At 65.9% G+C, this 21,250-nt stretch carries 17 protein-coding genes and 2 tRNA genes; 8 read left to right on the plus strand and 11 right to left on the minus strand.

Features of this window, described 5'->3' with window-relative positions:
* The first annotated feature begins 11 nt into the window (after positions 1–11).
* Together TK90_RS05325 and TK90_RS05330 are read left to right on the plus strand one after the other, a co-directional pair.
* Complete coding sequence (locus TK90_RS05325) at positions 12–818, plus strand: hypothetical protein (RefSeq protein ID WP_012982467.1); 807 nt, start codon at positions 12–14, stop codon at positions 816–818.
* Between the two features lie 9 nt (positions 819–827).
* Complete coding sequence (locus TK90_RS05330) at positions 828–1,760, plus strand: mechanosensitive ion channel family protein (protein WP_012982468.1); 933 nt, start codon at positions 828–830, stop codon at positions 1,758–1,760.
* Here TK90_RS05330 and TK90_RS05335 read toward each other — a convergent pair.
* Positions 1,757–3,421, minus strand: a complete 1,665-nt coding sequence (locus tag TK90_RS05335; RefSeq protein ID WP_012982469.1) for an ExeM/NucH family extracellular endonuclease — start codon at positions 3,419–3,421, stop codon at positions 1,757–1,759. The genes TK90_RS05330 and TK90_RS05335 overlap by 4 nt on opposite strands.
* Positions 3,422–3,444: 23 nt before the next feature.
* Positions 3,445–3,876 carry an Rrf2 family transcriptional regulator gene (locus TK90_RS05340; RefSeq protein ID WP_012982470.1) on the minus strand — a complete coding sequence of 144 codons (432 nt, stop codon included), beginning with the start codon at positions 3,874–3,876 and terminating at the stop codon, positions 3,445–3,447.
* A gap of 258 nt (positions 3,877–4,134) precedes the next feature.
* Here TK90_RS05340 and TK90_RS05345 point away from each other — a divergent pair, with 258 nt between their 5' ends.
* Positions 4,135–5,016 (plus strand): undecaprenyl-diphosphate phosphatase, encoded by an 882-nt coding sequence (locus TK90_RS05345; RefSeq protein WP_012982471.1) that lies wholly within the window; start codon positions 4,135–4,137, stop codon positions 5,014–5,016.
* A gap of 13 nt (positions 5,017–5,029) precedes the next feature.
* Here the strand turns inward: TK90_RS05345 and TK90_RS05350 are convergent, their stop codons facing one another.
* Together TK90_RS05350 and TK90_RS05355 are read right to left on the minus strand one after the other, a co-directional pair.
* Positions 5,030–7,552, minus strand: coding sequence for an ABC transporter permease (locus TK90_RS05350; RefSeq protein WP_012982472.1), 2,523 nt, complete (start codon positions 7,550–7,552; stop codon positions 5,030–5,032).
* The gene (locus TK90_RS05355) at positions 7,549–8,259 is read right to left on the minus strand and encodes an ABC transporter ATP-binding protein (RefSeq protein WP_012982473.1); all 711 of its coding nucleotides are present in this window, start codon (positions 8,257–8,259) and stop codon (positions 7,549–7,551) included. The genes TK90_RS05350 and TK90_RS05355 overlap by 4 nt, the downstream gene beginning before the upstream one ends.
* On the opposite strand from TK90_RS05355, the gene TK90_RS05360 reads away from it, so the two are divergent.
* A complete protein-coding gene (locus TK90_RS05360) occupies positions 8,258–9,025 on the plus strand; it encodes an arylesterase (protein WP_012982474.1) in 768 nt (255 codons plus the stop codon). The genes TK90_RS05355 and TK90_RS05360 overlap by 2 nt on opposite strands.
* Here the strand turns inward: TK90_RS05360 and TK90_RS14650 are convergent.
* From TK90_RS14650 to TK90_RS05385, 5 genes are all read right to left on the minus strand, one after another.
* Positions 8,933–9,259, minus strand: a complete 327-nt coding sequence (locus TK90_RS14650; RefSeq protein ID WP_012982475.1) for a hypothetical protein — start codon at positions 9,257–9,259, stop codon at positions 8,933–8,935. The genes TK90_RS05360 and TK90_RS14650 overlap by 93 nt on opposite strands.
* A 347-nt stretch (positions 9,260–9,606) precedes the next feature.
* Positions 9,607–9,683, minus strand: a tRNA-Arg gene (locus tag TK90_RS05370).
* A 75-nt stretch (positions 9,684–9,758) separates the two neighbouring features.
* On the minus strand, positions 9,759–10,664 hold the full coding sequence (locus tag TK90_RS05375) for an HPP family protein (protein ID WP_012982476.1): 906 nt from the start codon (positions 10,662–10,664) through the stop codon (positions 9,759–9,761).
* 119 nt (positions 10,665–10,783) lie between these two features.
* Positions 10,784–11,602 (minus strand): OmpA family protein, encoded by an 819-nt coding sequence (locus TK90_RS05380; RefSeq protein WP_012982477.1) that lies wholly within the window; start codon positions 11,600–11,602, stop codon positions 10,784–10,786.
* Positions 11,603–11,604: 2 nt separating this feature from the next.
* The gene (locus TK90_RS05385) at positions 11,605–12,429 is read right to left on the minus strand and encodes a motility protein A (RefSeq protein WP_012982478.1); all 825 of its coding nucleotides are present in this window, start codon (positions 12,427–12,429) and stop codon (positions 11,605–11,607) included.
* Between the two features lie 140 nt (positions 12,430–12,569).
* Here TK90_RS05385 and TK90_RS05390 point away from each other — a divergent pair, with 140 nt between their 5' ends.
* The 4 genes from TK90_RS05390 (at position 12,570) to TK90_RS05405 (ending at position 17,690) form a co-directional block, all read left to right on the plus strand.
* Positions 12,570–13,154: a LemA family protein gene (locus TK90_RS05390; RefSeq protein ID WP_012982479.1), complete on the plus strand. Its 585-nt coding sequence runs from the start codon at positions 12,570–12,572 to the stop codon at positions 13,152–13,154.
* Between the two features lie 9 nt (positions 13,155–13,163).
* A complete protein-coding gene (locus TK90_RS05395; protein WP_012982480.1) occupies positions 13,164–15,137 on the plus strand; it encodes a M48 family metallopeptidase in 1,974 nt (657 codons plus the stop codon).
* A 43-nt stretch (positions 15,138–15,180) separates the two neighbouring features.
* Positions 15,181–15,267: transfer RNA gene (locus TK90_RS05400), tRNA-Leu, on the plus strand.
* Positions 15,268–15,413: 146 nt separating this feature from the next.
* Positions 15,414–17,690 carry a diguanylate cyclase gene (locus TK90_RS05405; RefSeq protein ID WP_012982481.1) on the plus strand — a complete coding sequence of 759 codons (2,277 nt, stop codon included), beginning with the start codon at positions 15,414–15,416 and terminating at the stop codon, positions 17,688–17,690.
* A 38-nt stretch (positions 17,691–17,728) separates the two neighbouring features.
* Here TK90_RS05405 and mnmD read toward each other — a convergent pair whose 3' ends face one another.
* Positions 17,729–19,588 (minus strand): tRNA (5-methylaminomethyl-2-thiouridine)(34)-methyltransferase MnmD, encoded by a 1,860-nt coding sequence (gene mnmD / locus TK90_RS05410; protein WP_012982482.1) that lies wholly within the window; start codon positions 19,586–19,588, stop codon positions 17,729–17,731.
* 60 nt (positions 19,589–19,648) lie between these two features.
* Positions 19,649–21,172 carry a peptidoglycan DD-metalloendopeptidase family protein gene (locus tag TK90_RS05415; RefSeq protein WP_012982483.1) on the minus strand — a complete coding sequence of 508 codons (1,524 nt, stop codon included), beginning with the start codon at positions 21,170–21,172 and terminating at the stop codon, positions 19,649–19,651.
* Between the last annotated feature and the right edge of the window lie 78 nt (positions 21,173–21,250).

Raw genomic sequence — 21,250 nt, forward strand, 5'->3', positions numbered from 1 at the left:
CACCCCCAGGGATGACCGAGAAGGACAAGACAGGGAAGCGACCGACCTGGTGGGGCCGCTGGTCGTTGCCGCGGGGACGTATCGGGCGCTGGTCCGTGGGACCGCTGGATATCTGGCTTGAGCATACCCAAGCGGAATGGCGCCTTGGGCTGGACCGGCCGCGAGACGCGGCCGATGCGACGCTGGATATCGAGGTACCAACCGATTCCGAGTGGCCCGAGTCGCTCTCGGAGCGCCTGCGCTTTGCCGGTGCCACCGGCGACACCCAGCCGGAATTGCGTATCGCGCTGGCTGACCGTCCGATGGTCAGTCGGCCGGAGAACCCGTTCTATGTGCCGGCCCAGGGCCGGGTCACCCTGTTTCTCAGTTCGCCCGCCTGGGTGCAGTTCTATCTGGGCGATGCACGGGCCCACGAGTTCCCGGTTTACGCGCCCTCTGACACCTGGTTTGGACCCAACACCGTGGAAGGCGAGCTCTGCTATGCCACGCGCACCCAGGCGCGGCTGGCCCTGGAGGACGTCCCGGAGCGCCCGCATCGCGTGGTTACGCCGCTGACGATCCACAACAAGGCGGTGGATGCGCTGTTCCTGGAGCGCGTGAATCTGCCGGTGCCGCGTCTGCCGGTCTATGCCGATCGCCGCAACCGCCTGTGGACCCCGGCGGTCCGCATGGAGCGCGAGGATGACAAGGACATGGCGGCGATGAAGATCGACGCCGGGCCGCCCGCCGAGGCCGAGGGCGCTGAGCGGATTGCCGAGCCGCGCGAGGTGGGTGGGCGGCATGTGATGGTGCGGGCGTTCAGCGCCCTGTTTCAATAGGAACGAAGGATGGACGCCTGGATGCAAAGCACCATGGACTTCCTGACCAGCGACGCTTTCCTCGCCGCGCTGCGGGCCTCCCTGTACATCATCGTCGGGTTGATCCTGGCACGACTGGTCTCGCGCAACCTGACCCGGGCCTTCGGCCGGCACATGGATGCCCAGCAGATCATGCTGATGCGTCGCATCAGCTTCTACGTGATTATCGTTCTGGCGGTGGTCTCCGGGCTGCGCGAACTGGGTTTCGATCTCACCGTGCTGCTGGGGGCGGCGGGCATCCTGACGGTCGCGCTGGGCTTTGCCTCGCAGACCTCGGCGTCCAACCTGATCTCGGGGCTGTTCCTGATTGGGGAGCGGCCCTTCTCGGTCGGCGACATCATCAAGGTGGGGGACGCGACCGGGGAGGTGCTGTCCATCGACCTGCTGTCGGTGAAGCTGCGCACCTTCGACAACCTGTTGGTGCGGGTACCCAACGAAAGCCTGGTGAAGTCGCAGATCACCAACATGACGCGCTTCCCGATTCGCCGCCTGGACATGCAGATCGGGGTCGCCTATCGCACCGATCTGAAGGCGCTGCGTGACATCCTGATGGACGTGGCGGACCGCAACCCGGTCTGTCTGGAGGAGCCCAAGCCGCTGTTCATCTTCCTTGAATACGGGGATTCCGCACTGAAGATTCAGCTGTCGGTCTGGGCGCGGCGGGAGAAGTTCCTGGACCTGCGCAACAGCATGCACATGCAGGTGAAGGCCGCGCTGGACGAGGCGGGCATCGAGATCCCGTTCCCGCAGCGCACGCTGAGCCATATCGATGGCGGGCCGATCCCGGTGCGCCTGATCCGGGACAACCTGAGCGAAGAGGAGACGGAGGCCGCCGAGAAGGCCGCTGCGCCCGAGGCCGACGGGGACACGCCCGAGTCCGAGCGACATTCGACGCGCGACTAGTCGCGCTGCAGGTCCAGCCAGACCGGGTCGTGGTCCGAGGCTCGCCAGGGCCCCTCGGCGGGCTGGCTTCCGTCGAAGCCCAGAAAGGCCGGTTCATCGGCGTTGATCGCCCACGAGCCCGCCTTGCCAACCCGTTCCTCCAGGTCTCGCGGGCCGAGTAGATAGTCCAGTTGACCGGACTGACCGCGAAAGACGTAGCTGTAGGCCTGGTCGGGTTCGGCATGGACCAGGTCGCGCTTGCCTGCCTCGCGCAGGAGGCGAAGCGGGTCCTCCGCGGCATAGGCGTTCAGGTCGCCGGCAATGATTACGGGCAGCCCGTCGCGACGCTCCTGTTCGATCCACTGCGCCAGGCGTTCGGCCTGCGCTGTGCGCCGCTCGTTCCAGCAGCCCTGACCGCGATCGATGTCGCCGCTGGAGGGGCATCCGGATTTGGCCTTGAAGTGCACCGCGACGATCCCGAACAGGGGCTCGCCGTCCAGGGTGCCGAACCATGCGAGCAACGGTGGGCGATGATGCACGCGGTCTCCGTCGGCGACGGCATCCAGTAGTTCCAGTCGATCGGGCCGGTAGCTCATGCCCACCTTGATCGCGTCCGTCCCCGGTGCGGGATGGCGGACGGCCTGGTAGGTGATATCGCCGTGCTGGTTCAGGCGTTCGATCAGGCGTTCGCGCGCGGCGGGCCGGTTTTCCAGTTCGATCGTCGTAATCACGTCCGCTTTCAGGGGGCGCAGGGCGGTATTCAGCTTGGCCTCCTGCCGCACGCGCTCGGCGCGACTGGACGCGCCGCGCTCGCCCAGCGTGACGAAGTCGTTCTCCAGGTTGGCGGTGGCGATGCGCAGTGCGCCGTCTGCCGCCCGCTCGGGCGCCTCGGGCCGGGCGCCACCTTCCCACTGTGGCGATTGGGTCGGGTGCAGGCGGTGGGCGTCGAAGGCATGCGTCAGGATACCGGTCAGGCCCGTGACCTGGCTGCCGACACGGCGTGTCCCCTGGTCGTCGAGATAGGGGACGGGGTCCGGGCGGGCACGGTAGCTGCCATCGTCCAGCACGATGCGGCGTTCCGCGTGGTCGTGGTCGTCGAATTCGCCGGTCTGGCCAGGGTGCCACAGGCGCCCGCCGGCGGAGAGCGTCAGGCTGCCGTAGCGCTCAAGCTCGTGGTGCCCGGTTACCGTCAGCGTCTGTTCAAAGCGCACGCGCACGTCTTCGAAGTCCGACAGGCGCTGGGCATCGCGCGGGAGCTCGAGCGTCACGGGCTCGGGCAGACGGCCGCTGCCACAGGTCTTGATCCCGTCGACGCGGGCGAGCTGGGGACGGCCGTGATGATGGCCAAACCGGCCCTGTACGCGCAGACGGTCACCCGGCGTAACTGGCTCCTGGCCCGGGGCATAGACGAACAGTCCGGTTGCCCTGTCGGATTCGTCGTTCTGCAGGTAAAAGCCGCCCAGTTGATCGTTGCCCATGAACACGCCGGTAACGATGCCCTCCAGCACGACGGGTGTATCGTGCCCAGGCGGGTCGGCCAGCAGTTCGTTGGTGGTAAGGCTGGCGTTATCGGACGGGCAGGCGGGTGCCAGCGCAAGCGCAGGCGGTGCGACGAGCGTAAGGGCCGCAAGCAGCAGGGTTGCGGCCCATAGCGGTCGGCGGGAGGGCACGTGCCGTTCCATGGCGGCGTCCTCAGGTCTGCGGGTCAGGCGCTATAGCGTAGCAGGGACCGCAGGTGCTCGGGTGACTGGGTGACATCGCGCACGGTGTACTGATCGAGTACGGCGAGGAAGGCATCGCGGGCGTCGTCCAGTACCCCGCGCAGCTGGCAGCCGGGCAGGATTGGACACATCGGGCTCTCGCAATCGACGACCTTGAGGTTGGGCTCCATGTCGCGTACGACGGCCCCGATATTGATCGACTCGGGGGCGCGCGCGAGCGAGATGCCGCCGCCCTTGCCGCGGCGGGTGATCAGATACCCCTTCTGGCCCAACTGGTGAACGATCTTGACCAGGTGGTTGCGCGGGATGCCGAAACGTTCGGAGATATCGGTGACGGTGACCCGCTGGTCGTCGGGCTGAACCGTGAGGTACATCAGCACGCGCAGGGAGAAATCAGTAAAGCGAGTGAGTTGCATGGGGTGACTCGTTGGCGGTTTGCAGGCCAGATCGGCGCTCGCCAGGTCCCGTACGTTCTCGCGGGTCGCACGGGTTCGGTTGGTCGGCTGCCAAATATACGGCTATGTGAATGTATAGCAGTACGATAAGCGTGTGCTGGCGCAAAAACAAGTACGTTGGGTATATGAAACCGAGTGCCGGGGCGCGAACCCGGTAACAACGTTTCCCGGGCCGTTTCCGTATACTGCGCCCGCCTTTGGGACAAAACCGGAATCGGAATGACAGTTTGGGTTGCCACCTTGCTCGGAGTCGTGCAGGGAATCTTCATGTTCTTGCCGGTCAGTTCGACTGCCCACCTGGTACTGACCCAGCACTGGCTGATCCTCAGTGGCGAGCCGCTGCCGCCACCGGAAAGCCCGGAGATGATCCTGTTCGACCTGGTGGTGCATGTCGGCACGCTGGTATCGATCGTCTATGTGTTCCGCCAGAGCCTGTGGCGCCTGAGTGGCGGGATTGCTCGAGAGAGCTGGCAATGGGCCTCGGCGGGCGGAAGCGCGGGTCGCGAGATGCTATTCCTGCGCCTGGCACTGCTTTGCGGCTTGTCGGTGTTCGCGACGGCCGTGATCGGCTTTACGCTGAAGGCGAGCTTCGAGCACGTGTTTGCCAACCCGACGCTGATCGCCGGTACGCTCACGCTCACGGGCATCCTGCTGTGGTGGACAGACCGTCTCAGTCGCCGCCCGTTGGGCCTGCGCAAGCTGGGGCCGAAGATCGCCACGATCATTGGTGTGGCCCAGGGCTTTGCGCTGGTGCCCGGCCTGAGCCGCAGCGGCATGACCATCACCTTCGCGCTGTTCTCGGGCCTCAAGCGGCGCTGGGCGGCGGAATACAGCTTCTTCCTCGCGATCCCGACCATCCTGGCGGCCACCGCCGTACAGTCGCTGGACGTCTGGATCAACGGCAACGGGTTGGGGGATCTGACCTGGACGCCGCTGATCGTGGGGTTCGTGGTCTCGGCTGTGGTCGGGGTCGTCTCCCTGAAGATGGTGCTGTTCTTCCTCTATCGCGCGCGCCTGAAGGTCTTTTCCTTCTATGTCTGGGCGCTGGCGGCCCTGGTCCTGTTCGGCTTCCTCGACGTGGACATCATGTACGGTCACTGATGGCCGTGGCGCATCACTCGGGGCCGCGCAGGACCCCGAGTGGCGCCTGGCGCAGCACGCTACGCGTTCCCAGCCAGCCGGCCAGCGCAATGCCCAGGGTCCCGCCGACAATCCCGAACACGAAGGTCATCGGGTTGACGCGGTAGTCGAACTCGAATACCTGCCAGGCCAGCAGGCCTCCCACGGCGGTCGCGATGACGGCTGCCAGCAGACCCGCCAGAAAGCCCAGGCTGCCAAACTCGGCCAGCAACGCCCGCCGGATGTGGTGGCGTCGGGCCCCCAGGGTGCGCAGCAGGGCGGTCTCGCGGCGGCGCACGTCGCGTGTGGCCTGCACAGCCGCAAACAGCACGGTCAGGCCCGCGAGCAGTGTAAACAGGAACACATACTCCACGGCGCGGGTGGCCTGATCCATCACGTCACGAACCTGCTCGAGGATCGCGCCGACGTCGATCGCGGAGACGGCCGGGAATTCCCGCAGCCAGCGGTTCTGCTCGGCGCCCATCCCCTCCGGCACATGCAGTGCGGTGATGTAGGTGCGCGGCTGTTCGCCCAACAGAGCGGGTGGGCCGATCACAAAGAAATTGACCCGGAAGCTGTCCCAGTCGACCTCGCGCACGTTGGCGATCATGCCGCGCACGGGTTGCCCGCCCACTCGGAAGGTCAGGCTGTCGCCAATCTCCAGACCGAAACGTTCCATCAAACCGGCCTCGACCGACCATGCGCCGTCCGCATCCTCGCCGGTCGGCCCGTGGTGGAACCAGTGGCCTTCCACCACGCGGTTGTGCTCTGGCGGTTCTTCCGCGTAGGAAAGGTTGAACTCGCGATCCACCAGACGCCGGGTCTGGTCGTCGTCAAAATCATCGGGCTGGACCGGCTGGTCGTTGATCGCGATCAGGCGCCCGCGAATCATTGGGTCCAACTGCGGGCGTTCGAGCCCGGAGGCCTCGATTCGGTCGGCAAAGGCCTCTTCCTGCCCGGGCTGGATGTTGACGAAGAACTGGTTCGGTGCATCGGCGGGGATGCTCGCGTCCCAGGCGGAGAGCAGGTCCACGCGCACGATCGCCAGCAGCAATAGTGCAAGGATGCCGATGCTGAAGGCGACCAGTTGCACGGCGCTCAGTCCGCCACGGCGGGAAAGGTTGGCCAGACCAAAGCGCATGGCCATACCTCCATGATTGCGCAGCGGGCGCAGGGCCAGCACCAGCAGCAGGCCCAGTGCCCCGAGCACGATTAGCGCGCCCGCGGTCCCGAGCAGGACCCAGGCGGCCAGACGCGGGTCGGCCGCCTGCCAGTACAACAGCGCACCGAAGGCCAGCAGGGCCAGCAGTCCCGACAGCCAGACGGACGCGGGCGGGAGCCCCAGATCGCGGCGCAGCACGCGCAGGGGAGACACCTGGCCGATGCGCAGCAACGCGGGCAGGGCGAAGCCGACCGCGGTAATCAGTCCCACGCCGAGGCCCGCCGCCACCGGGCGGAGCCCCGGCGGCGGCAGGTCGCCCGCCAGCCATTCCCCGAGCAGCGCGGAGAGCACAAACTGCGCGGCAAATCCGATGGCCAGTCCGATCCCACTGGCGAGCAGGGCAATGATCAGGACATGGCCAAAATAAAGCCTGAGTACATGGCGCCCGCTGGCCCCCAGCGCCCGCATGACCGCGGCGGCATCCGCGCGGCGCTGGGCAAAATGATGGGCGGCCACCGCGATCGCCGCCCCGGCCAGCAGGACTGCCATCAGCGAGGCCAGCCCGAGAAAGCGCTCGGCCCGCTCGATGGCGACCTGCAGCTCCGGGTTGGCGTCATCAAGCTCGCGCAGGCGCTGACCCGGCTCCAGCCGCTCCTCGATCCAGTCGCGGTAGCTTTCGATCTGGGCCGCCGGGCCGGTCGCAAAGAGTTCGTAGCGCACGCGACTGCCGGGTCCGATCAGCCCGCTGACCTCGAGATCGTCATAGGCGAGCATCAGCCGGGGTGCGATATCCAGCAGGGCGCTGCCGCGGTCGGGTTCGCGGGCGATCTCGCCGGCCACTTCCAGCACCAGTTCGCCGACCTCGACCGTATCGCCAACCTCGAGCTCCAGGGCCTGCAGCAGAGCGCCTTCCAGCCAGGCCGTACCGGGTTCCGGACCCTGCGTGTGTACCTCGGGGTCGGCATCCGGGACGTCTCTTACGAGCGCCTCGCCCAGCAGAGGCCAGTCACGGTCCACCGCGCGCAGCGCGGACAGGCGGGAGTCGTCCTCGGGGGTAAACAGCACGCTGGGCAGCGCGGCGGTGCGGGCGGTCTGCAGGCCTCGGCGTTCGGCCTCCGCGAGCCAGTCCTCCGCGATCGGCTGGTCGCCGACCACGGCCATGTCACCGCCCAGCAGCAGGGTCGCCTGCTGCGCCATGCCCCGATCCACCCGGTCGGTGAAAAAACCCACCGCCGCGACCGCCGCCACCGCGACGACCAGCGCCGCGGCAAGCACGCGCAACTCGGCGCTGCGCCACTCGCGCCAGGTACCGCGAAGCCATTCGCGCGGACCACCGCGCCCGGAAAGACGTGTCATGCCAGCACGCCGTCCTGGATATGGAGGATGCGGTCGCATTGCTGCGCGAGATCGGCGTCGTGTGTCACCAGGATCAGCGCCGTGCGCTGACCGTGGTCATCCGGTTGTCGGGCCAGGCTGAACAGCAGTTCGATGATGCGGCTACCGGTCTGGCCGTCGAGATTGCCGGTGGGCTCGTCGGCGAACAACACGGCGGGGCGATCCACGATCGCGCGGGCAATGGCGACGCGCTGCTGCTCGCCGCCCGAGAGCTGGTGCGGGTAGTGGGCTTCGCGCTCGCTCAGCCCGACGCGTTTCAGCGCGTCGCGGGCCCAGGCGGAGATCTCGGTTTGCGAGCGCGCCTCGTGCTCGGGGTTCAGTTCAAGCGGGAGGAGCACGTTCTCGAAGGCCGTCAGTGCCGGGAGGAGCTGGAACGACTGGAAAACAAAGCCGACGCGCCCGGCGCGCAGGGCCGCCCGGCCATCCTCGTCCAGCTCACTGATCGTTTGCCCCAGCAAGCGAACTTCTCCGGCACTTGGGGCGTCCAGACCTGCTAGAAGTCCCAGCAATGTGGACTTGCCAGAGCCGGAGGCGCCGAGGATGGCAACGGTCTCGCCGGTGTGAACCGAGAGCGAGACTCCGCGCAGAATATCCAGTACACCGCTGGGGCCGGCGATCCGCTGTTGCAGGTCGCGGGCTTCCAGAACCGAAGATGAGGATGCATCCATGTGGCGTTATTCCCTGGTCATTATTGCGTGGCTCGCGTTGCTATGGAGTCCGCTTGGCCTTGCGAATTCCATCAGCTCGGAAAATTCGGGGGAAGAACCCGCGAAGGTGCTGGTGTTCGGTGATTCCCTGAGCGCGGCATTCGGGATGAGCGATGCGGAAAGCTGGGTGGGGCTTCTGGAAGAGCGTCTGAGTGAGCGCAATCATCCCTGGCACGTGGCGAATGCCTCGATCAGTGGCGAAACGACGGCCGGGGGGCGCGAACGCCTGCCGGAGGTCCTCGAACGCGAGAGCCCCGACCTTGTGATCCTGGCCCTGGGGGGCAACGACGGCCTGCGCGGACTCTCGCCACGGGCCATGCGCGAGAACCTGGAGGCGATGCTGGAGGCGATCGACGCGGCGGGCGCCCAGACCCTGCTGCTCGGGATCCGCATTCCGCCCAACTACGGCCCCCAGTACAGTCAGCGGTTCGAGGCCGTCTTCGCCGATCTGGCGCGGGAACGCGGGCTGGTGTTCGAGCCGTTCTTCCTGCACGAGGTCGCCTTTCGCGACGGGATGATCATGGATGACGGGATCCATCCGACGCCCGAGGCGCAGCCCTACATGCTGGATGCGGTATGGCCCCACCTGGAGCCCATGATGCGCGGGATAGAAGCCTGTCTGGACGATGCCGTTTCAGTTTCCGAGCGCCCGTCGCAGATCCGTCAAGACGTCCTCTGGGAGGAGCTGGCGCAGCACCGGATGGATGTCGCGTTCGACCTCGGATAGCAGCGGCAGGGTGCGAACCAGCGAGTGCCGCGAAAGCGGGTCGCCGTACTGGTTGGCCTGAATCGGGCGGTCCAGGCCAGTCTCCATCAATGCGATACCCGGCTCGCCGCGGGGGCCTTCGTCGAGGACCTCGACCAGTTCCACCATGCGGCCGTCCACTTCTCCCTGCACCCCGATCAGTGGGGCCAGGAGGTCGACCAGCCGTTCGGCCTGTTCCGTGGTAAGCGTCGCCATTGACGTACCTTACGGCGGATTTTCCGCCGACACCAGTTCGTTAAGGAAACACTGATCAACGTACACGCTCGCGTTGGCACCCCAGGTTTTCCGAGACAAGGCGCGGTGCGCAGCGGGTAGTGGTTCTACCAGCAAGTGCCGCAACGCAGGATCGGGGAACCTGGGGTGCCAACCCCGAAGGGGCTCGGCCGCCCGTTGTTATCAGAAACGGGCATGCGCACGGCGTTGCGACTCCCTTGTGCAGAATGACTGCACGGCAGTCGCCGCGCCTTGTTCGCATGCAAGAGCGACTCGAGCGCGAGCGTGTACGTTGATTAGTGTTTCCTTAAGGAAACACTAATGGAAGGTGGTGTCCCCGGCAGGATTCGAACCTGCGACCTGCCCCTTAGGAGGGGGCTGCTCTATCCAGCTGAGCTACGGAGACAGCCGCGCCGCGAGTATAAGCATGTGTCGGGATTCGCGCCAAAGGGGCCTGGCGGTGCCCAGGCTATGGTACTGGTCACCCTGGAGCGTCCAGGCGATGGTGTGCCCAGGCAACAAAGTCCGTCACGGAGCAGCGGCCTTCCTCGGGAACGCCCGCGCCGCTGATGACGCGATACGTGATCAGGTCGGCATCCCGCGCCAGGACCTTGCGCACGCTCCAGGCGTGGTCCTGGGCGCCGTTGCTGTAGCACTGTCCGGGTCGAATATCCGCAGGATTGATCGCGTCCGGGTGCTCATGGTGGCGTCGTGCCAGCAGATAGAGGCGGGCCAGGTCGTCCTCGGTCATGTCGAGATACAGATTGAGATCGCGCATCGCGTGCTCCAGGTCCGCCTGGCTCAAGCCCGCACGTTCCAGTGCACCGGATGGGCCGGCGGGTGAGGGCTCGTCCAGGCGCGCCAGGGCCGCCGGGTAGCGACGCCATGGAAAAGGGTAGTTGATCACTATGGCGACCATCAGCATGACGGCCACGCTGGACAGCACGGGGTGCAGGATGAACAGCAGGCCGAGTTCCTCGACCGACGCCCCGCCGACCACGGCATACAGCGCTGTGGCGCCCCCGGGTGGGTGCAGGCAGCGCAGGTAGTACATCGCGTAGACGGTGAGGCCGACCGCGAGCGCGGCGGCCAACAGCGGGTGGTCTACCGCCTGCCGGACGGCGACTCCGACAATGGCGGCAATGGCATGCCCGCCAAGGACATTCCAGGGCTGCGACAGCGCGGCCCGAGGTGCGGCGAAGAGCAGCACGGCGGTAGCGCCCAGCGAGGCCAGGATGAGTCCGTTGATGCCGCTTTCGGTGACCGAGGCCGCGACCTCCAGTGACAGATACAGCCCGACCACGGCGCCGATCAGGGCGATCAGCTTGTCCTTGTGATTGGTGGTGTCGAGGAAGTCGCCGAGTAGGAGGCCGCGTCCTGTGCGCATGTCCGCCAGTTGCTCATAAGCTGAATAAGGTGCACAGCTTTATGGGCGGAGGGTCTGCGGTCAAGTGGTGGGTTGCGTGCTGCGGGATTCCCGGGGCAGGCATGGGAATCCCTCGACCGTCATGGATGCGCGGCCGTTGGAGACTCGAGGATCAGCGCGACACGCCGGTTCTCGGAACGGCCGCGTGCGGTGTCGTTGCTGGCCACAGGCTGGGTGTCGGCCCGGCCCACGGCGCGCAGTCGCTCGGCCTCGAGCCCCTGGTCCAGCAGATAGCGGACCACGCCGCTGGCGCGGGCCGAGGAGAGCTCCCAGTTGGACGGAAAGCGCTCCGTCGCAATCGGGATGTTGTCGGTGTGTCCCTCGACGGTGATCAGGCCGTCGTGCTCGTCCAGCAGGGGCTCCAGTTGGGCCAGCAACATCCGGCCTTCCGGTTGCAGATCGGCCTGCCCGCTGGCGAACAGGATCTCGTCCTGGATGCGCAGCTCGGTGCGGCCGGGGTGCTCCACGACCTCGACGCCCTGAGGTGCCTGCTCGCGCATTCTGGATGCGGTCGTGGCCGTGCCCTCGAGATCGGGGTCGTCCACTTCCGGCAGCGGTTCATGGAGCCGCCCTTCGAGATCCCCGAGGTTTCCTGTTAGCGGCGCGACCAACGGGTCGAGGAGGGCCTGGCGATCGGGATGGGCGAGCTGGATCGGCTGGGCCGCGCTGGCCAGGGGACGGTCGTCGCGCGGGTCCATGAAGGTCAGCATGATTACGAATATGACGATGACCAGGGTGAGGACGTCGAGGTAGGTGAGGATCCAGGCGTGCTCGTCATCGCGCTGGCGCTCGCCGGGATAGGAGCCGAGAAAGGCCTGTTCCGGTCGCGTCGCCGCCTGGGCGTCCATCTCGGCCTGCATGGCCGCGCGGTTGGAGGTGGAGTATCCGGGGCTGGGCATGCTCAGGTGCGTTCCTGGCGTTCGGCTTCATCCGGATCGGGTTCGCCGTTTGGCTCGGTCTGGCGGATCTCGTCGCGGTGGTTCTCCATGAACGAACGCAGGGTCTCGCGGATGTACCCCGGGCTGCGGCCCTTGCGCATCAGCATGATGCCTTCGAGCACCATGGTCATCAGCACGACGCGGCCCTCGGTGCGCCGTTCCAGCTTGATCGCGATCGGGCGGAACACGAGGTTTGCCAGCAGGATGCCGTAGAACGTGGTGATCAGGGCGATCCCGAGGTTGACCGCGATGATGGTGAAGTCATCGGTCTCGGTGGTCAGCAGCAGATTGATCAGGCCAATCAGTGTCCCCAGCATGCCGAAGGCCGGGGCATAGGTGGCCATGGTGCGAAACATCTGCGCATCGGCCTGTTCGCGGGCGCGCAGGCGGGCCATGCGCCAGTTGAGCAGGTCCTGGATGTCGTCCATCGGGGTGTCATCGATCACCAGCTGGATGCCGGTGCGCAGGAACGGATTCTGGACCTGCTCCAGGCGCTGCTGGACGCCGCGCAGGTTCTGCGAGTACCAGTAGCGCGAGACCTGAACGATCTCTTCCAGGTCGCGGGCGATGTCGTAGCGCTCCTCGCGGATGGCGTGCGCCCCCGCACGGAAGACGCGCACCACCTCGTGAAAGGGGTAGCTCATCAGGGTCGCGGCGATCGTACCGCCGAGCACGATGCCCAGCCCCGGCAGGTTCAGGAAGGCATGCAGGTCCTGCGAGGAAAAGGCGATCACGCTGCCGAAAACCAGCAGGCTGCCGATAATGCCGAGAAGGGTCGAGAGATTCATTCAGGAATCCGTAAGGCTCCGGGGGTTGATGGGGGTCAGGGTATAGCACGGCTGCGCCGGGTTCACGCAGGCCCCTGCGTTCGCCGGCGGCGTCGTTCCTGCGTACACTCGGGGCTTTGTTCGCTGAGGGAGAGGCCGGCATGGAATGGGTGCTGATCGCGATTGTGGTGCTGCTCGTGGTCTGGGCGGTCTGGACATACAACCGGCTGGTGACGGCGCGCAACCGCTACAAGAACGCGTTTGCCCAGATCGACGTCCAGCTGACCCGGCGCTACGACCTGATCCCCAACCTGGTGAAAGTCGCGGAACGCTACATGAGCCATGAGCGCGACACGCTGGAAGCAGTGATCCAGGCGCGCAATCAGGCCATGGATCGGCTGAAGCAGGTGGGCGGGGACCCCACGAACAGCGAGGCCGTGCGCCAGCTGTCCGGGGCCGAGCAGGGGCTGTCCGGCGCCCTGGGACGCTTGTTCGCGCTGTCCGAGAACTATCCGGACCTGAAGGCCAACGAGAACATGATGCAGCTCTCCGAGGAGCTGACCAGCACCGAGAACCGCGTGGCCTTCGCGCGTCAGGGCTACAACGACGCGGTGATGCAGTACAACATCCTGCGCGAGATGTTTCCGAACACGCTGATCGCGAACAACTTCGGCTTCCGCCCGGCACAATTGCTGGAGATCGAGGATCCGCAAAAGCGCGAGCCGGTCGAGGTCAACTTCTCATAGGGACAGGGCATGGATTTCTTTGAGCATCAGGACCGTGCCCAGCGGCGCACGCGCTGGCTGCTGGGCCTGTTCATGCTGGCCGTGCTGGCGATTGTGGTGGTGATGAACCTGATCGCGCTGGTGCTGTTCGGCCAGGCGCAGGCGACCGCACCGGGCGAACCCTGGCTCACCCGGGAGTTTCTTCGCGACAACCTGGACGTGGTCGGCTGGACCAGTGCGTTCACCGTGGGGCTGATTGGCCTGGGCAGTCTCTATCGCATGCTGAGCCTGCGCGACGGCGGTGGCGCGGTGGCGCGCGAGCTCGGGGGTACGCGAATCGAGGGGGATACCCGGGACCCGTTGCGTCGACGCCTGATGAACGTGGTGGAAGAGGTCGCGATTGCCTCGGGCGTGCCGGTGCCCGAGGTCTACGTGCTGGAGCAGGAGCCGGGGATCAATGCCTTCGCAGCCGGGTATTCGCCTTCGGATGCGGCGGTTGCGGTGACGCGCGGTGCGCTGGAACACCTGAACCGAGACGAGTTGCAGGGCGTGGTCGCCCACGAGTTCGGACACATCCTCAATGGCGACATGCGCATGAACATCCGCCTGGTCGGGATGCTGTTCGGGATTCTGGTGATGGCGCTGATCGGGCAGCGCGTGCTTTTGGCCATGCGCTTTTCACGTAACAACCGCAACGCCGGCGGGATCGTAGTCGCCGGCCTGGTGCTGATGATCGTCGGTTACATCGGCCTGTTCTTCGGGCGCTGGATTCGGGCGTCGGTATCACGTCAGCGCGAATACCTGGCGGACGCCTCGGCCGTGCAGTTCACGCGCCAGCCGGAGGGCATTGCAGGGGCACTGAAGAAGATCGGGGCCAGCTATTCCGGCCTCAACGCGGACAGCGAAGAGGTCGGCCACATGCTGTTCGTCAATGGCGGGCTGGGGCGGATGTTCGCGACGCATCCGCCACTGGAGGATCGCATCCGCAAGATCGAGCCGGGTTTCGACCCCTCGGAGCTCGAGGCCGTGCAAAAACGGATGCAGGAAGATGCGCGGCGCCGGCGCGAGGAGCAGGAGGCCGAAGCCGCGCGCGAACAGGCCGAGCCGAAGGCCGGGGGTGGGCTGGGGCTACACCCGGAGGCCCTGCTCGAGGCGATTGGCGACCCTGGCCTTGCGCATATCCTCGGGGCGGGATTCTTGGTCGCCGCGGTGCCCAGCGCCCTGGAACGCTCGGTGCATTCCGACCGCTGGGCCGCCGAGGCCATGCTGTATCTGCTTATTTCGTCCGATTCCGAAGTGCGCGATGCCCAGCTGATGCGCATCCTCGAGACGCGCGGCGAAGACAGCGAAAAGCGGGTACGTGAACTGCTTCAGGAAGTGCCGGAACTCAGCCCGGATCTGCGCATCCCGCTGCTGGAGATGGCCTTCCCCGTGCTGCGCCGACACCCGCCACAGGAACGTGAAGTCCTGTCGCGTCTGGTCGACGAGTTGATTCAGGCCGATGAACGGGTATCGGCCTTCGAGTATGCGCTCGGGCGGCTCGTCCGGCGCCAGCTGCAGGATATCGAACGGCCCTCGCAGGCCCGTTCGGGAGGGCGCCGTCGGCTGGCCGACAACGGCGGGCAGGCGCGCTACGTGCTCGCGGTTCTGGCCCATCACGGCCATCCGGATGATCCCGATGCGGCGGTTACAGCGTTCAATGCCGGTGTGGCGGCGCTCACGGGCATCATGCCGCTGGAGTCGGAAGCCCCGCCGGAGCTCGAGCAGGCTACTGCCGGCACTGCCTGGGCATCCGTGCTGGACAAGGCCCTGGAGCGGCTCGACCAGCTGCGGGTCAAGGACAAGCGGACACTGGTGGAGGCGATGCTGGCGACGGTTCAGCGCGGCGGTGGTGTTCAGGTGGCCGAGATCGAGCTGTTGCGCGCCATGGCCGCTGCATTGCACATCCCGCTGCCCATCGCCGAGATGGCGGACGGCTCGCAGGGGAGCGAGTCGCACGACTGACACTCCACACGGGGCTTGCGCAGCCGGTATGATGCGAGTCCCCGGGGGCGTGGCGAAACGGGTAGACGCAAGGCACTTAAAATGCCTCGGCCGCAAGGCTGTGCCGGTTCGAGTCCGGCCGCCCCCACCATACCGTTCCTTCCGCCCGTGTTATCTGGACCTTTCATGCCTCGCGGAAGCATGTTTCTGGGCCTTTGCCGAGCAGCGATCTCACCGTTCACAGGGGGGCGTTTTGGGCGCATAGTGGGTATTCCGCTGGTAGTGACAGGTCTGGGCATGGATGACAGTACCCACACGCGCACGGAAGCCCCTGACGACGCGCCTCGGCACGAGGGCCGGGATTCGCACTCCACGGCGGGTCCCTTTGTTCTGGGCCTGGCGGCCGCTCTCGTGTTCCTCGGGCTGTTTCTGCTGATTGACCGCGCCTGGAAGATCGAGCTGGAAGATCGCCAGAGTGCCGCGGTGGCGGGCGAGCTCGCCAGTCTGCGCACTCAGGTGGAAAGCCTGATCAATGGGCTGGTGCATTCGACCATCGGCCTGGCGGCCTACGCCTATGTGCATCCGGACCTGGAAAGCGACGAGTTCGAGCGCGTAGCCGAGCGCATCTACCGCGGGCATGAAGACCTGGTGATCTCCCTGACGCTGGCACGGGGGCCAATCATCGAATTCGTCTATCCCCTCGAGGGGAACGAGGACGTGGTCGGGCTCAATCTCGCGACTCATCCCGAACAGGCGGATTCCTTTCGCCGAGTCCTGAACGAACGAGAGGTGGTCGTAGCGGGCCCCTGGCCGCTGGTTCAGGGTGGCTATGGGCTCTTGGTGCGCGCCCCGGTGGACACGGATCCCGCTCCAGATGGGCCTTCTCACCTAGTCATTGACGAGCATGCAAACCAGCTGAGCATCAGCAGCATAGCGCTCGATTTTGAGGCCTTGCTGGAGCGTGCGGGCATCGGTGAACAACGGGGGACGCTGTTGCTGGCCCTGCGCGGCCGGGATGGTGTGGGCGAGGCCGGCCCGTTGTTCTACAACCCGCATGGCCTCGACGAAGAGGCGTCGTACCGGCATCGGATTCGTTTCCCGGGGGGCGAATGGCAGCTGCTGGCCGATGTTGACCCGACGCACAGGGGTACGGATCGCCCGATGGCCTGGTGGGCATTGGGGTTCGTGGGCGCACTTGCGGTGGGCGGCTACACCTATCGTGTCGGGACGGGTCTGCAGGCACGTCGTCGCGACCTTGATCGCTACCGGGGTCTGGTGAATCGGCTGGAAGACCCGACGCTGGTGGTGTCGGGGCGACGCATCCTCTGGGCAAACCCGGCGTTTGTTCGGATGCTGGGGCAACAACCGCCTGTGAATACGGTGCTGGCCCAGTTGGATCTTGTGCATCCGGATGATCTCGATCGGCTTCCACCCAACCTCGATTTCACCGATACGCCGGCCGAGACGCATGGGCGCGAGGTTCGCATATGCGTGTCTCAAGGGGGCTGTCGATTTTTCCTGTTGCGCTGGGTGCCTGTGGACTGGGAGCAAGGCCGTGCATGGCTGTTGACGTTCGTCGACGTCAATGAAAACCGGTTGTTGTTCGACGCACTGACGGCGGCGCGGGATCTACAGGACGCGATGTTCGAGGCCATTCCGGGGTATGCCTTTGTGGTCGATTCGGAGGGAACGGTTCGACACGTGTTCGGGGAGGCTTGCCATCGACAGGAGATGGCCCCGGCCCTCCTTGGCGACACCCTGGATCAGTTGTTTCCCTCGGACGTGGCGGCGAACTTCCTGGAAATGGTGAACCGGGCGATCGACGAAGGGACACTGCAAACGAACGAATACCGTCTGGACGTGGATCTGCTGAAGCGCCTGGGGATCCCCGAGCATGAAACCGGTGCGCGCTGGTTCGAGGCACGGATCCGGCCTCTTGCGCGCGCAATCAACGGCCTTCCCGCCGTTGTCTGGCACGCGCTTGATGTCACGGATCGGCGGGAACTCGAAGTCAAGTTGAAGACCATGGCCTGGGAAGACCCCCTGACCGGGATGGCCAACCGGGCGGCAATGGATCGTGCGTTCCCGCGGTTAGCGGCGCGCGCCGAGCGTCAGGGGGGGCGCCTCGCGCTGCTCTTCATCGATCTGGATCATTTCAAGCCGGTGAATGACCGCTATGGTCATGCCGTGGGCGATCAGCTCTTGCGCCGGGTCGCGGAAAGGCTGAAATCGCACCTGCGCCCGGACGACGTCCTCGTCCGTCTGGGTGGGGACGAGTTCATCGTCCTGACCGCGCCGCTGGATGAGCGTGAAGAGGGCCTTCATCTGGCCCAGCGGGTTCAGCAGGACCTCAATAATACGTTCGAGGTCCACACCGGTCCTGGCGAATTCGTGGAGCTGAAAATCACATCCAGTATTGGTGTGGCCTTCTATCCGGATGTAGGCCGGCATCTGTCGGACCTGATGGTTGCGGCCGATCGTGCGATGTATCAGGTCAAGGCGCAGGGGCACAATGATGTCGGCCTGGCGGGTGATGCACCCCATAACGATGGACGCTCCACGCCGCGGGCGTAAGTCGCCAACACTCCGCTAGTGGGGCGTGTTCTTCGCGACTAGGAGAGGGGGCGTTGCGGGTCGAGGCGGCCAGAGGTGCTGTCCAGCAGCGGTTCCGGAAGACCCAGCAGGCGGTCAGCCAGCAATTCCGCGGCCAGGGGCGCGTACAGCAGCCCGCGCGAGCCGTGGGCCACATTCAGCCAGATCCGGCGGCGGGGGTCGCGGAGGCTCGCACCGGCCAGAGGCAAGCGATCGCGTACCACGGCACGGGTCCCCGCCCAGCGTTCCAGCGTCTCGACCTGTGCGGGGTCGCCGAGTCCGGGAACCCAGCTCAGGTGTTCGAGGTTGAGCTGGTCGTCCTCGGCGCGGGGAGTGGTGTCGGGTGCGGCGTCCGCTGCATCCGGCATCTGTGTCCGCCGATACGTAGCCCCAATCCAGGCCTCGCCCGGACCGAGCGGGATGCAGTACCCCTGTCCCGTCGCGACCTGTCCGCCCCAGTCCGGGAGCGGGGCACGGACCCGCGTCATTTGCCCGGAAACGGTCGATACCTGTTCCAGCTCCGGGCACAGGGTGTGCAACCCGGAAGCCGCCGTTGCGACGATCACGTGATCCCATGGGAGAGGATCGGCGTTGGATTCGGCCGGTTCGGCTTCCAGTATCAGGCCCTCGTCGGTGAGGCGCAGACCGGTGATCAGGCGGGTCTCCACAGGCGGGAGCGACTGCGCGAGGGCCGTACAAAGCCGGGCGAGATTAAGGCCGCACCCCCCGGGATAGTACAGACGTGGCTCCGGACCCGAATCCGGCCCGCCCTCGGGCTCGAACAACGCCCCGGTGTGCTCCCGCCCTGCGCGCAGCAGGCGCTGCACCCGCTTGCGGCCATGGGCGCTGACGCCATGAAAGGAGACGCCTTCCGCCAGCACGGGGTCAATGCCGGTTTGTGCGGTAATTTCGCCGAGCAGGGCACGGGTCGAGCGCATGCCGGCGAGGGCCAGATGATTCAGCTCCGTGTCTTTGGGGTGAGGGTTGGGCAACAGGACCGCGGCCGGGTTTCCGGACGCGCCGCCCCCGGCGCCGGCAGGGTCGAATACCCCGACTTCGCAGCCTCTGTTGTGCAATGCAAATGCAGAGGCGAGCCCGGCAACGCCGGCACCGATGACCGCAACCCGGGGCCGCTTGTGCGCGTCCGGTACGGTTCCGCGATAGCAGCCTTGCAGGCGTTCACGCTTCTGGCCATGTCCCGGGGCGCGTTTGACTGCAAATCCCACGGCCTCCAGATCCCGGCGTACCTGACCGGCCGCGGTATAGGTGCCAAAGGTGGCACCCGGGTGGGAAAGCCGCGCGATCTGGCGAAAGACCGCCGTATTCCACAGGCCCGGGTTCGAACGCGGCGCGAAACCGTCCAGGAACCAGGCATCGATACCGCCGCGGATCTGCGCCAGCAGGGGGGCGGCATCGCCCAGACCGAGCGTCAGGATGGCCCGGGCTCCGGGGAACACAATTCGGTGCAGGCCGCTGATCGGCGGCGGATACTGCGCGCACAGGGCCTGGCTGTCTGCGTCGTCCAGGTCCAGGTGCCGATGGACCTCCCGCAGATCGTCGAGCGACAATGGGTGGGCTTCCAGGCTCAGTATCGACAGGAAGGCACCGGGCGGCGCGTGTTGCCGCCACTGTTGCAGCGTCAGCAGGACGTTGAGGCCTGTACCAAAACCGGTTTCTCCGATGGCAACCGTTCCGCCGGCGGCAAATCGGCGCGGGAGGTCGTTGGCCTGGATGAAGACCTCGAAGGCCTCGGCGCTGGGATCGTCCGAACCAAAATAGGCGTCCTGGTATTCGGGTGCGTACGGGCGCCCGTCGCGCCAGACGAGGTGCGCCTGCGTCAGTGGTTCACACGGGATAGCAGGAGAATGTACGGGGGTCACAATCGAAGCGCGCCCCACCTGTAACGAGGTGAGGTGCCAACCTGTAGCAAAGGCTATGCGTTACTGGCTCAGCAACTCGTCGTAGGGTGTGAATGCGACCTGCGTGTTGCGTTCGCTGTTGTCGAGCTGCGCCAGCAGGGTCTGGCTCAGGCTCTTGAACTTCTCCAGTTCCTCGCCCGCGAGCGACTCGCTTTCGGGGAGTTCGACGCGCATCGGGTCGCGCGGCTGGTTGTTCACGTGGATCTCGTAATGCAGATGCGGCCCGGTTGAGCGGCCGGTATTGCCGGATAGCGCGATACGGTCCCCGCGTTTCACGGTGTCTCCGACGCTGACCAGTTGCCGGTGCAGGTGGAGATAGCGAGTGGAGTATCCCTGTCCGTGTTCGATGACGATGAAACGCCCGGCATAGGGGTGGTTCTCGACTCGGGTGACGCGTCCGTCGGCGGGGGCGTTCACGGGCGTACCAATCGGCATCGCGAAGTCGGTGCCGGAGTGTGGGGCCACACGACCCGTCACCGGATGCCGCCGACGCGGGTCAAAGTTGGAGCTGATGCGGTAATTGCCCGAGAACGGGCGGCGGTCGAATGGTGGCAAAAGGCTCTCGCCGTCCGGCGTGTAGAAGCGGCCGTTGGTATTACGCGCGGCGCGCACCGAAATGCGCTGACCTTCGTAGTCAAACGCCAGCAGGCGCAGGTTGTGCGGGGTGTCGTCACCGACCAGGGTTTCCATCTCCAGCAGCAGGGTGAACTCGTCACCGCTGCGGGCGTGGGTGCGCACCGGAAGGTAGCGATCCAGCAATACGGCAATGGCACCGGCCGCGCGTGGCGAAAGATCGGTGCGTTCGGCCAACGCGGCGGAGATATTGCCCTCGATCTCGGCGCTGATCACCATATGGCTGACTTCGCGACCGTTTTCGACTTCGCCCCGTTCAAAATCCCAACCGTCGTCTTCGCGGACCCACTCGTAGCCGCTGGCGCGGTCGGTCCACAGGCGCAGATGGGTCAGGTAGCCTTCCTCGTCGACCTGCCACTCGATCTCCTGACCCGGGCGGATGCGATTGAGGATGGAGGCGTTCTCGTCGTCGTCCAGCAGGCGGTACAGGGTCGCCAGCGGCAGATCCCAGTCGCGTTGCCAGAGGCTGGTCAGGCGTTCGCCCTGGTCTAGCGTATGGGTGTTCCAGTCCGAGCGGTCGTCTTCCACCACGCGGTCGTCGCCTTCGTCGAGGTCGAAGGTTTCGTAGGAGGTGGGGTAGTCGGTCTCGTCGTCAAAGCCGGAATCATTAATCAAATCGGTCGCGTAGGCCACCTTGGTGGCTTCGGCATCGAAGTGCGAACCGGTGTGTTCGGCTGGAGCCGTATGGCGCGACTGCGAGAGACGCTCGGCCTGACCATTCCGGCCATTGGAAGAAATGCTGGGGACCATCGGCGACATCTTGCCGTTGGACCCGGCCTGCAGCGCTGCAATGTCCAGCGGTTGCGAGGTTTCTGCGGGTTGTGAAGCGAGAAGGAGACTGGCGCTGATTGCTACAGCGAGCCCGGCCGCGCCGAGAAGAAAGACGGGTGGAATCTTTCGTTTGACGCCCATATGGCCTCTACCCGGAAAAGTTTCCGCTTTATACCACGTTTTTTCCGGTAATAAACCCCCTCTTGCCCACGTTGCGCG

Origin of the sequence: Thioalkalivibrio sp. K90mix, from assembly GCF_000025545.1 — a bacterium.
GTDB lineage: Bacteria > Pseudomonadota > Gammaproteobacteria > Ectothiorhodospirales > Ectothiorhodospiraceae > Thioalkalivibrio.

Coding starts and splice junctions, on each gene's coding strand:
- TK90_RS14650 (WP_012982475.1), bottom strand. CDS start 9,259: ATGGCGACGCTTACCACGGAACAGGCCGAACGGCTGGTCGACCTCCTG.
- TK90_RS05390 (WP_012982479.1), top strand. CDS start 12,570: ATGGAATGGGTGCTGATCGCGATTGTGGTGCTGCTCGTGGTCTGGGCG.
- TK90_RS05335 (WP_012982469.1), bottom strand. CDS start 3,421: ATGGAACGGCACGTGCCCTCCCGCCGACCGCTATGGGCCGCAACCCTG.
- TK90_RS05380 (WP_012982477.1), bottom strand. CDS start 11,602: ATGCCCAGCCCCGGATACTCCACCTCCAACCGCGCGGCCATGCAGGCC.
- TK90_RS05340 (WP_012982470.1), bottom strand. CDS start 3,876: ATGCAACTCACTCGCTTTACTGATTTCTCCCTGCGCGTGCTGATGTAC.
- TK90_RS05330 (WP_012982468.1), top strand. CDS start 828: ATGGACGCCTGGATGCAAAGCACCATGGACTTCCTGACCAGCGACGCT.
- TK90_RS05350 (WP_012982472.1), bottom strand. CDS start 7,552: ATGACACGTCTTTCCGGGCGCGGTGGTCCGCGCGAATGGCTTCGCGGT.
- TK90_RS05385 (WP_012982478.1), bottom strand. CDS start 12,429: ATGAATCTCTCGACCCTTCTCGGCATTATCGGCAGCCTGCTGGTTTTC.
- TK90_RS05345 (WP_012982471.1), top strand. CDS start 4,135: ATGACAGTTTGGGTTGCCACCTTGCTCGGAGTCGTGCAGGGAATCTTC.
- TK90_RS05375 (WP_012982476.1), bottom strand. CDS start 10,664: ATGCGCACAGGACGCGGCCTCCTACTCGGCGACTTCCTCGACACCACC.
- TK90_RS05405 (WP_012982481.1), top strand. CDS start 15,414: ATGGATGACAGTACCCACACGCGCACGGAAGCCCCTGACGACGCGCCT.
- TK90_RS05415 (WP_012982483.1), bottom strand. CDS start 21,172: ATGGGCGTCAAACGAAAGATTCCACCCGTCTTTCTTCTCGGCGCGGCC.
- TK90_RS05360 (WP_012982474.1), top strand. CDS start 8,258: ATGTGGCGTTATTCCCTGGTCATTATTGCGTGGCTCGCGTTGCTATGG.
- TK90_RS05395 (WP_012982480.1), top strand. CDS start 13,164: ATGGATTTCTTTGAGCATCAGGACCGTGCCCAGCGGCGCACGCGCTGG.
- TK90_RS05355 (WP_012982473.1), bottom strand. CDS start 8,259: ATGGATGCATCCTCATCTTCGGTTCTGGAAGCCCGCGACCTGCAACAG.
- TK90_RS05325 (WP_012982467.1), top strand. CDS start 12: ATGACCGAGAAGGACAAGACAGGGAAGCGACCGACCTGGTGGGGCCGC.